The sequence below is a fragment of the Corynebacterium sp. genome (assembly GCF_012837295.1).
Classification (GTDB): domain Bacteria; phylum Actinomycetota; class Actinomycetes; order Mycobacteriales; family Mycobacteriaceae; genus Corynebacterium.
Genome location: NZ_DURI01000214.1, coordinates 1 through 9,770, shown reverse-complemented (window position 1 = coordinate 9,770; position 9,770 = coordinate 1). Strand labels below are relative to the sequence as shown.

Below are 9,770 nucleotides of genomic sequence, written 5' to 3'. Positions count from 1 at the left end.
GACACCCGCTCCGTGATCTACGAGCGCGCCAAGGGCCTGGGCTCGAAGAAGTCCTTCGGCACCGAGCGCAAGATCACCGAGCCGGGTTACGAGTACATCCCGCATTCGATGGCGCCGTCACGCACCGTCAACGCCAATCCGCGGGTGCGGCTGGGCGGCGCCGAGACGCTGCAGCCGTACGACGTCTCCATCTTCAACGTGGCGGCCATGAGCTTCGGCGCGCTGTCGCCCAATGCGGTGCTGGCCATGAACAAGGGCGCCGCGATGGGCGGGTTCATCCACGACACCGGCGAAGGGTCGATCTCCCCGTATCACCTGGAATACGGCGCGGATCTGTTCTGGGAGATCGGGTCCGGTTACTTCGGCTGCCGCACGGAGGACGGGGATTTCGATCCCGAGAAGTTCCGCGAGCGCGCGGCACTGCCCGCGGTCAAGGCCACGTACCTGAAGATCAGCCAGGGCGCCAAGCCGGGTCTGGGCGGCATGCTGCCGGGCGACAAGGTCGACGAGATCATCGCGCAGACCCGCGGCGTGCGCGTCGGCCAGGGCGTCATCAGCCCGCCGTTCCACCGCGTGTACTCCACGCCACGAGAGCTGGTCCGCTTCATGGGCACCATGCGCGAGCTCAGCGGCGGCAAGCCCGTCGGCTTCAAGATCTGCGTCGGCTCCCGCATCGAGTTCCTCGCCGTGTGCAAGGCGATGGTGGAGGAGGACATCACCCCGGACTTCATCGTCGTCGACGGCGCCGAGGGCGGCACCGGCGCCGCGCCGTTGGAGTACTCCGACCGCGTCGGCTTCCCGCTGACCGACGGCCTGGTGCTCGTGCACAACGCGCTGGTCGGGGCCGGCCTGCGCGACCGGGTCAAGATCGGCGCCACCGGCAAGATCGTCACGGGCTTCGACATCATCAAGCGCATGTGCCAGGGCGCCGACTTCATGGCCTCGGCCCGCGGAATGATGATGGCCACCGGTTGCATCCAATCCCAGCTCTGCCACACCAACGAATGCCCGGTGGGCGTCGCCACGCAGGATCCCAAGCGCTGGAAGGCGCTGGACGTCGAGGACAAGGCCAACCGCGTGCGCAACTTCCACGACGCCACCGTTCAGGAGGCCGTGGGCATGCTGGCCTCGATGGGCCTGGAGAACTTCGACCAGCTGTCCCCGTCGATGCTCTTCCGCCGCACCTCCGACGAATACGCCGAGACCTACGCCGAGCTGTACAACTGGCTCGAGCCCGGCGAGCTGCTCAGCGGCACCCGCTTCCACGCCTGGGCCGAGGACTGGGAACTCGCCGACCCCGAGCGCTTCTGGTACCCGGAGCTCCACGGCGGCACGAAGCCGAAGAACGGGAAGGCGGAGTCCGTCGACACCGTGGAAATCGCGGGCCTGCGCCCCGGTGCCGCGGAGGAGGCCGGCGCGGACGTCCACGGGACGCCCGCCGATGCGGAGAAGGTCGCGGAGGACATGCAGGACGAGGACGCGGAGTAGGCGCGGAGCAGCCCGAGCCCGGCGCCATGCGAATCCCGCCGGTGCACGGGTACAAAAGGGGCATGGCCAATGACGAATTCGACCGAGCCGCGTCCGGCGCCTCTTCCGGCGGCACCATCCCCTCGCTGACCCTCAACGACGGCAACGCCATTCCCCAGCTTGGGCTGGGCACGTGGCGAATGGACGACGACGTCGCCCGCCGCTGCGTCCGGCACGCCATCGGCATCGGCTACCGGCACATCGACACCGCCTCGCTCTACCGCAACGAGGTCGGCGTCGGACAGGGCATCGCGGATGCCATCGCGGCGGGCGACGTCGCCCGCGAGGACCTGTTCGTGACCACCAAGATCTGGAACGACGACCAGCGCGCCGCGGACACCCGCCGTGCCGCGCGGGAATCGCTGAAGCGCCTCGGCCTCGATCACGTCGACCTGCTGCTGGTCCACTGGCCCTGCCCGAAGCAGGGGCTGTTCGCCGAGAGCTACGGCGAGATCATGAAGCTGCGCGACGAGGGGCTGACCCGATCCGCGGGCGTCGCCAACTTCTATGCGGAAGTCCTCGACGAGCTGCCCGAGGCTCCCGCCGTCAACCAGATCGAACTGCATCCCGGCCTGCCCCAGAACGAGCAGGTCGCGGACAATGCGCGCCGGTCCGTCGTCACGCAGAGCTGGGCCCCGCTCGGCCGGGCCAAGCAGTTCGGGTCCGGGCCCATCGCCGACATCGCGGCCGAACTGGGCCGCACGCCCGCGCAGGTGACGCTGCGGTGGCATCTGCAGCGGGGGCTGGTGGCCATCCCGAAGTCGGCCGACGAGGGCCGGATGGCGGAGAATCTCGGCGTCCTCGGCTTCGAGCTTTCCGACGCCCACCTGGACGCCATCGCCGCACTCGCCGACCCGGCCACGCGCATCGGCGGCGATCCCCGCACTTTCGGCGACGAGTAGCGCCGCGCCCCGGTAGATTCGGGAACATGTCTGAGTCGCCCGTGACCCCCGAAGCATCCGAGATCCGCGTAGAGCACGATGGGCCGATCACCACGATCACCATCGACCGCGATCACAAGCGCAATTCCCTCAACGCCGGCGTGTGCTCCGACATCGCCGACGCGGTGGACGCGGCGCCGGGGCGCGAGGAGTGCCGGGTCATCGTCATCCGCGGCGAGGGGCGGGCGTTCTGCGCCGGCGCGGACCTGGGCGGCCAGCACAGCGACGGCAGCTTCCACGAGCAGCTCGCCCGCATGCTGCATTCTCTGCAGGAATGCCCGCGCATCATCATCGCCGACGTGCAGGGCGCGGCGGTCGGCGCCGGCATGCAGCTGTCCATGGCCGCCGACCTGCGCGTGGTGGGCGAGCGCGGCTGGTTCATGATCCCGCCGGTCAAGCTCGGCATCGCCGTGGACGCGTGGACCATCCGCCGCACCCGCGTGCTCGTCGGCGGCGCCCGCGCCCGCACCATCCTGCTGGCCGCCGAGCAGATCGACCAGTCGGAGGCGAAGTCCTGCGGCCTGGCGTCCTACCTGGGCGATTCGCACGTCACCCGCGAGGTCGCCGAGCGCATCGCGTCCTTCGCGCCGATGAGCCTGGAGTACCACAAGATGGTGCTCAACGACGACGAGACGAACCTGCCGCCGAAGCCGGAGCAGCGCGAGCTGTACGAGCGGGTCTGGGCGTCGGAGGACGCCGCGGAGGCCGGCCGGGCGCGCGCGGAGAAGCGCGACCCGGTGTTCCGCGGAAAGTAGCCGGCGGACGTGATGCGCCGGGAACGCGACGCCGACCTGGACAGTGCCTTCGCCACCGGCCCCGGCGGCCTGACCTCGGAGCAGGTCGATCAGCGGCGCCGGGCCGGCCTGGTCAACCATTTGCCGCCGACGTCGGGGCGTACGGTCACCGACATCATCCGCGCGAACGTGTTCACGCGGATCAACGCCATCCTCGCGGTGCTGCTCGCGATCGTCCTGTGGACGGGGTCGTGGGTCAATGGCGCCTTCGGCTTGCTGATCATCGCCAACTCGATCGTGGGCGTGGTGCAGGAGCTGCGGGCGAAGCGGACGCTGGACAAGCTGTCGATCGTCGGGCGCGCCCGGCCCTTCGTCATCCGCGACGGCGGGCCGGCCCGCGACATCGACCGCGAGGAGATCGTGGTCGACGATCTGGTGGAGCTCGGGGCGGGCGACCAGATCATCGTCGACGGCGTGGCGCGCTCGGTCGACGACCTCGACGTCGACGAGTCGCCGCTGACCGGCGAGTCGAAGCCCGTGCACAAGAAGGTCGGCGACCCGCTGTATTCGGGGTCGCACGTCATTTCCGGCGGCGGCACCCAGCAGGCGCTGAAGGTGGGGGCGGAGGCGTATGCGGCGCAGCTGGCGGCGGAGGCCAGCAAGTTCACGCTGACGGATTCGGAGCTGCTGCGCGGGATCAACAAGATCCTGCGGGTGATCACGTGGATCCTCATCCCCACCGGTGCGCTGGTGATCTGGACGCAGCTGTTCCGGTCGGGGCAGGACCTGAAGGAGTCGCTGCTGGCGATGGTGGCGTCGCTGGTGCCGATGGTCCCCGAGGGCCTGGTGCTGATGATGTCCATCGCCTTCGCCATCGGCATCGTCCGCCTTGGGCGCAGGCGGGTGCTCACCAACGAGTTGCCGGCGATCGAGGGGTTGGCCCGGGTCGACGTCGTGTGCGTGGACAAGACGGGCACGTTGACGGAAAACCGCATGCATCTGCGGGACGTGGAGTTGCTTGACGACGGGGCCGGCGTGGCGGCCGTCCACGACGTCCTCGCCGCGTTGGGCCGGCTGGAGGAGAGACCGAATGCCACGACGATGGCGATCAACGAGAGCCTCGACGAGTCCGGCGTTGCCGATCCGGGGTGGGCGGCGACCGACAAGGCACCGTTCACCTCGGCGCGGAAATGGGCGGGTGCGACGTTCGGCGATCACGGCACGTGGGTGCTCGGTGCGCCGGACATCCTGGCCGCGGGCGGGTCGGCGGCGCTGGATCGTGCCGCGGAGCTGATGGGCGGCGGCCTTCGCGTGCTGCTGCTGGCGAAGTCCGCCGTGACCGTCTCGGACGTGGTGGTGGGGCCGGGCGAGCCCGTCGAAAAGCATCCGGGGCTGCTGGAACCGGTGGCGCTGGTCGTGCTCGACCAGACGCTGCGTCCCGACGCGCGGGAGACGCTCGAGTACTTCGCGGAAGAAAACGTCACCGTCAAGGTGATCTCCGGAGACAACGCGGCGTCGGTCGGCGCGGTCGGGCGGGCGCTGGAACTGCCGGGCGCGGACTCGCCCGTCGACGCCCGCGAGCTCCCGGATCCCGACGGGGGAGAGGCGGCGCGCGAGGCGTTCGCCGACGCCGTCGAGGAAGGCGACGTCTTCGGGCGCGTCACCGCCGACCAGAAACGGGCGATGGTGCGGGCCCTGCAGTCGCGCGGTCACGTCGTGGCCATGACCGGCGACGGCGTCAACGACGTGCTGGCCCTGAAGGACGCCAACATCGGCGTGGCCATGGGCGCGGGAGCGCCGGCGACGCGGTCGGTGGCGCAGCTGGTGCTGCTGGACAACCGCTTCGCCGTCATGCCGCACGTCGTGGCCGAGGGCAGGCGGGTGATCGGCAACATCGAGCGGGTCGCGAACCTCTTTTTGACCAAGACCATCTATTCCGTGTTCCTGGCGCTGGCCGTCGGCGTCATCGGATACGCGTACCCCTTCGAGCCCATTCACGTGACCATCACCGGATGGTTCACCATCGGCATCCCCGCCTTCGTGCTGTCGCTGGCACCGAACCACGAGCGCGCCAAGCCGGGGTTTTCGTCGCGGGTGTTCCGGCTGGCGTTGCCCTCGGGGCTCATCGTCGGCGCGCTGACGTTCGGGTTCTGGGTGTGGGCGTATCCGGGTGCGGACGCGCCTGCCGCGGTGGAAGGGGCGGCGTCGACGGCGACGCTGGTGGTGCTGATCATCACCGCGTTCTGGGTGCTCGCCGTCGTCGCACGGCCCTACGAGCCGTGGAAGCTCGCCCTGCTCGGGGTCGCGGGCGGGGCGTACTTCGTCATCTTCCTGGTCAAGCCCATCACCGCCGTGCTGCACCTCCACCCGGTGTCGCCGGGGATGGGTTTCGTCGCGGTGCTGACGGGCATTGCGGGTGCGGTGCTGGTCGAAATCGTCTGGCAGATCAACCGGATGCGGTCGCATCGGCTCGAAAATCAAAACAGTTAATAGGAATTAACTGAAACGGCGCATAGGCGGGGGTAACGGCGTTTGGGGTCGTCATCCCAGGTGGGGCCGACCTTTGGGGGTGGCGCGAACTTCCTTAAATCACGCTGTGAGTGTGACCTGTTTCGCAGGTGAGGGTGTTGCAGGTAACTTCATGGGCGCACATATTCCGGTGTGACGCGCCACACAGGCCGTCGCCCCGAGTGAGGTGTTACCCACGCCGGGTCCCATGATCCGCGGCGTGAACCGTGATTGCCCGTACATGATGACCCGGAAAGGCACACAAGTGTCCGCATCCCCCCAGCCGGTAAACCGGCACAAGCCCACCGCAGCGGAGTACCGCTACGTGCAGGGCACCGAGGAGTTCCAGGAACTCCGCTCGACGTTCCGTTCGTTCACCATCCCGCTGACCGTTGCGGGCCTGGTCTGGTACGTCGCGTACGTCCTCCTGGCCACGTACATGCCGGACCTGTTCGGCACCGAGATGCCGATCGTCGGCAGCCTCGGCATCCTGCTCGGCGTCCTGCAGTTCGTCACCACCTTCTTCATCACGTGGTGGTACATCGGCTTCGCCAACAAGAAGCTGGAGCCGAAGCAGGCCGCGATCCGCGAAGACATGGAGTCCGGCGTCATCGCCGAGAAGATCAACTCCGGCAACCGGGAGGTCAAGTAAGACATGAACAACCACAGCCTCCTCGCTCAGGCGGATCTCGCCGAGTCCAACCCGATCCTCAACATCATCGTCTTCGTCGCGTTCATCGTGATCACGATGGTGGTCGTCACCCGCGTTTCCAAGGGCGGCAACAAGAAGGACGCCTCCGACTTCTACACCGGCGGCGCCCAGTTCTCCGGCACCCAGAATGGCCTGGCCATCGCGGGTGACTACCTTTCGGCCGCGTCCTTCCTGGGCATCGTCGGCGCCATCGCGCTGAGCGGCTACGACGGCTTCCTGTACTCCATCGGTTTCTTCGTGGCCTGGCTGGTCGCGCTGCTGCTCGTCGCCGAGCCGCTGCGCAACGTCGGCAAGTTCACCATGGCCGACGTGCTCGCCTTCCGCCTGCGCCAGCAGCCGGTGCGCACCGCCGCCGCCATCACCACGCTCGCCGTGACGCTGTTCTACCTCATCGCCCAGATGGCCGGCGCCGGCTCGCTCGTCGCCGTGCTGCTGAACCTGGACGGCAAGCTGGAGCAGTCCATCGTCGTCGCCATCGTCGGCATCGTCATGATCGCCTACGTCCTCATCGGCGGCATGAAGGGCACCACGTACGTCCAGATGATCAAGGCCGTGCTGCTGGTCGGCGGCGTCGCCGTCATGACCGTGCTGGTCTTCGTCATCGCCAAGTCCGGTTTCGTCGGTCTGCTCGAGCAGGCCGTCAACACCCACGACGCCTCCCAGACCGCCGCCGAGGCGGGCACCCAGGGCTCCCAGCTGCTGCAGCCGGGCATGAAGTACGGCGCCACCGAGACCTCGAAGCTCGACTTCATCTCTCTCGGCCTGGCCCTGGTGCTCGGTACCGCGGGTCTGCCGCACGTGCTCATGCGCTTCTACACGGTGCCCACCGCCCGTGAGGCCCGCAAGTCCGTGACCTGGGCCATCGTGCTCATCGGTTCGTTCTACCTGATGACCCTGATCCTGGGCTTCGGCGCCGCCGCACTGGTCGGCCCCGACGCGATCCTCGCCGCCCCGGGTGGCGCGAACGCCGCGGCCCCGCTGCTGGCGCTGCGACTGGGCGGCTCCATCTTCATGGCGCTGATCTCCGCCGTCGCCTTCGCCACCGTCCTCGCGGTCGTCGCCGGCCTGGCCATCACGGCCTCCGCCTCCGTCGGCCAGGACCTGTACCAGGCCGTCATCAAGAAGGGCACCGCGACCGAGGAGCAGCAGGTCCGCGTTTCCCGCATCACCGTCGTGGTGCTGGGCATCGCCTCCATCATCCTGGGCATCCTCGCGATGTCGCAGAACGTCGCCTTCCTGGTCGCGCTGGCCTTCGCCGTCGCCGCCTCGGCGAACCTGCCCACCATCCTGCTGTCGCTGTTCTGGAAGAAGTTCAACACCACCGGCGCCGTCTCCTCGATGTACGTCGGCGTGGGCTCGGCCCTGCTGCTGATCTTCTTCTCCCCGGCCGTCTCCGGCCTCCCGACCTCGATGGTCCCGGGCGCCGACTGGTCGTTCTTCCCGCTGCAGAACCCGGGCCTGGTCTCCATCCCGCTCGGCTTCCTCGCCGGCATCATCGGCACCTTCGTCGGCAAGCCGGACAACATGGACGACCTGCAGGCTGAGATGGAGGTCCGCTCCCTCACCGGCGTCGGCACCGAGGCCGCCGTCGACCACTAAGCGAGACCCCCGGAGCACCCCGGGCGCGGAGGTCATCGTCCGCGCCGGGTGAGCGTCCCCACGGTGGCGCGCCGCTTCCGCCGAAGCCCCGCCCGATCCCGGAGAAATCCGGGGGAGGGCGGGGCTTTCCCGATTTTCGACGGCCCGGCGGGCGTCGAAAAGCAGTCCCGTGACCTGCCGCAAAGCGGAAATTCGGAGGCGGGGATAGAGTAGTTGCCAACCATGCCCGTGACAGACCAGGAGGCACCCCATGACCGACTCGACCGCACAGCCGAATCCCGGGACGTCGCCGCGCCGCAGCCCGCTGCACGACCGGCACGTGGCGCTGGGCGCGGAAATGCGCGACGTCGGCGGGCATGAACTGCCGTTCCGCTACTCCTCCGAGCTGGAGGAGCACAAGGCGGTGCGCGAGGCGGTGGGCCTGTTCGACCTGTCGCTGATGGGAGAGATCCGCGTGTCGGGCCCGGATGCCGCGCGTTTCCTGGCGCATACGCTCATCTCGGCGATCAAGCCGATCGCATTGGGCAAGGCGAAGTACACCATGATCGTCCAGGAGGACGGCGGGATCATCGACGACCTCATCGTCTACCGCCTGGGCGTCAACGAATTCATGCTGGTCAACAATGCGGGCAACATGCTCGAGGTGTACGACACCCTCCGCGAGCGCGTCGGCGGCTACGACGTCGAGGTGGTCGACCGCAGCTCCGAGATCGCGCTGATCGCCGTGCAGGGCCCGCGGGCGGCGAAGCTGCTGCGCCGCGTGGTGCCGGTCGATTCGCACGGCACGCTCGACGCGCTGCGCTACTACTCCTGCACGTCGCTCGAGGTCGCGGGCGTGGAGATGATCGTCGCCCGCACGGGCTACACCGGCGAAGACGGCTTCGAGGTGTTCCCGCCCGCCGATCGCGGCGCGGACGTGTGGGACGCTCTGCTCGCCGCCGGCGGGCCGGTGTCGGACCCCGAGGATCCCGCGGATGACGGCGCGGATCTGGGCGTTCGCCCCTGCGGCCTGCTGTGCCGCGACATCCTGCGCCTCGAGGCGGGCATGCCGCTGTACGGCCGCGAGCTGACGCGCGATCGCACGCCGCTGGAGGCTGGCCTGAAGTCGGTGATGGGCCCCACGAAGGGCAACTTCATCGGCCGCAACGCCCTGGTCAACCAGCCGCAGCCGCAGCAGTTGCTGGTGGGCCTGCAGATCGAGGGCAAGGTCGCGCCGGAGCGGGGCGCGGTGCTCCGCGACTCCGACGGAAATGAGGTCGGCGCGATCACCTCGACCAAGGTTTCACCGACCTTCGGCTACCCGATCGCGTTCGCCTACGTCGACCGTTGGCAGTCGACGAAGGGCACGGAGCTCACGCTCGAGGTCGAGGGCGAGTCCCGCACGGCCACCGTGGTGCCGACGCCGTTCTACAACCGCCGCAAGCGGGCTTAAGTGCAATTAGTCGGTGTCCCGGCCCGGACGGGCGCCGGGGTTCGCCCCGGCATTGCCGTTGGCGTTGGCGGCGCCGTTCCCGTGCCCGTTGCCGTGGCCGTCGTTGCCGGGGTTCCCGTTCCCGTGTCCGGGACCGTTCCCGTTGCCATTGCCGTTTCCGGGCGTGGGGCGAGGTTCGCCGGTGGCCTCGCCCGGTTCGTCCGACGGCGTGGTGGGGGAGGGCTCGTCGAGGATCACGGTCCAGCGGGGCACCGGGCCGCCGGCGCACACTAGGTTTTCGCCGTTGACGGCCGGCCGAAGGGTGCCCTCCAGGCCCG

Annotated in this window: 7 protein-coding genes and 1 pseudogene; 7 read left to right on the top strand and 1 reads right to left on the bottom strand. The window is 68.9% G+C overall.

Annotation, left to right across the window (positions count from 1 at the left end; translation table 11 throughout):
• From GX015_RS07130 to gcvT, 7 genes are all read left to right on the top strand, one after another.
• A partial coding sequence (locus GX015_RS07130; RefSeq protein WP_291343918.1) for an FMN-binding glutamate synthase family protein occupies positions 1-1,488 on the top strand: 1,488 nt, incomplete at its 5' end.
• 62 nt (positions 1,489-1,550) lie between these two features.
• Entirely contained in the window at positions 1,551-2,429 is an 879-nt protein-coding gene (locus GX015_RS07125) for an aldo/keto reductase (RefSeq protein ID WP_291343916.1), read from the top strand.
• Between the two features lie 26 nt (positions 2,430-2,455).
• Positions 2,456-3,223, top strand: coding sequence for an enoyl-CoA hydratase (locus tag GX015_RS07120; RefSeq protein ID WP_291343914.1), 768 nt, complete (start codon positions 2,456-2,458; stop codon positions 3,221-3,223).
• Positions 3,224-3,235: 12 nt separating this feature from the next.
• Positions 3,236-5,692, top strand: a complete 2,457-nt coding sequence (locus GX015_RS07115) for an HAD-IC family P-type ATPase (protein WP_291343912.1) — start codon at positions 3,236-3,238, stop codon at positions 5,690-5,692.
• 283 nt (positions 5,693-5,975) lie between these two features.
• The gene (locus GX015_RS07110) at positions 5,976-6,362 is read left to right on the top strand and encodes a DUF485 domain-containing protein (protein ID WP_046649925.1); all 387 of its coding nucleotides are present in this window, start codon (positions 5,976-5,978) and stop codon (positions 6,360-6,362) included.
• Between the two features lie 3 nt (positions 6,363-6,365).
• A complete protein-coding gene (locus GX015_RS07105) occupies positions 6,366-8,021 on the top strand; it encodes a cation acetate symporter (protein WP_291343909.1) in 1,656 nt (551 codons plus the stop codon).
• Between the two features lie 250 nt (positions 8,022-8,271).
• Positions 8,272-9,453 carry a glycine cleavage system aminomethyltransferase GcvT gene (gcvT, locus tag GX015_RS07100; RefSeq protein WP_291343907.1) on the top strand — a complete coding sequence of 394 codons (1,182 nt, stop codon included), beginning with the start codon at positions 8,272-8,274 and terminating at the stop codon, positions 9,451-9,453.
• Between the two features lie 6 nt (positions 9,454-9,459).
• On the opposite strand, the pseudogene GX015_RS07095 reads toward gcvT, so the two are convergent.
• A pseudogene (locus GX015_RS07095) lies at positions 9,460-9,770 on the bottom strand (hypothetical protein); the annotation flags it as partial.

Excerpts from the sequence above, each read along its gene's own strand:
- GX015_RS07125 (WP_291343916.1), top strand. The coding sequence starts at position 1,551 with ATGGCCAATGACGAATTCGACCGAGCCGCGTCCGGCGCCTCTTCCGGC.
- GX015_RS07120 (WP_291343914.1), top strand. The coding sequence starts at position 2,456 with ATGTCTGAGTCGCCCGTGACCCCCGAAGCATCCGAGATCCGCGTAGAG.
- GX015_RS07115 (WP_291343912.1), top strand. The coding sequence starts at position 3,236 with ATGCGCCGGGAACGCGACGCCGACCTGGACAGTGCCTTCGCCACCGGC.
- GX015_RS07105 (WP_291343909.1), top strand. The coding sequence starts at position 6,366 with ATGAACAACCACAGCCTCCTCGCTCAGGCGGATCTCGCCGAGTCCAAC.
- gcvT (WP_291343907.1), top strand. The coding sequence starts at position 8,272 with ATGACCGACTCGACCGCACAGCCGAATCCCGGGACGTCGCCGCGCCGC.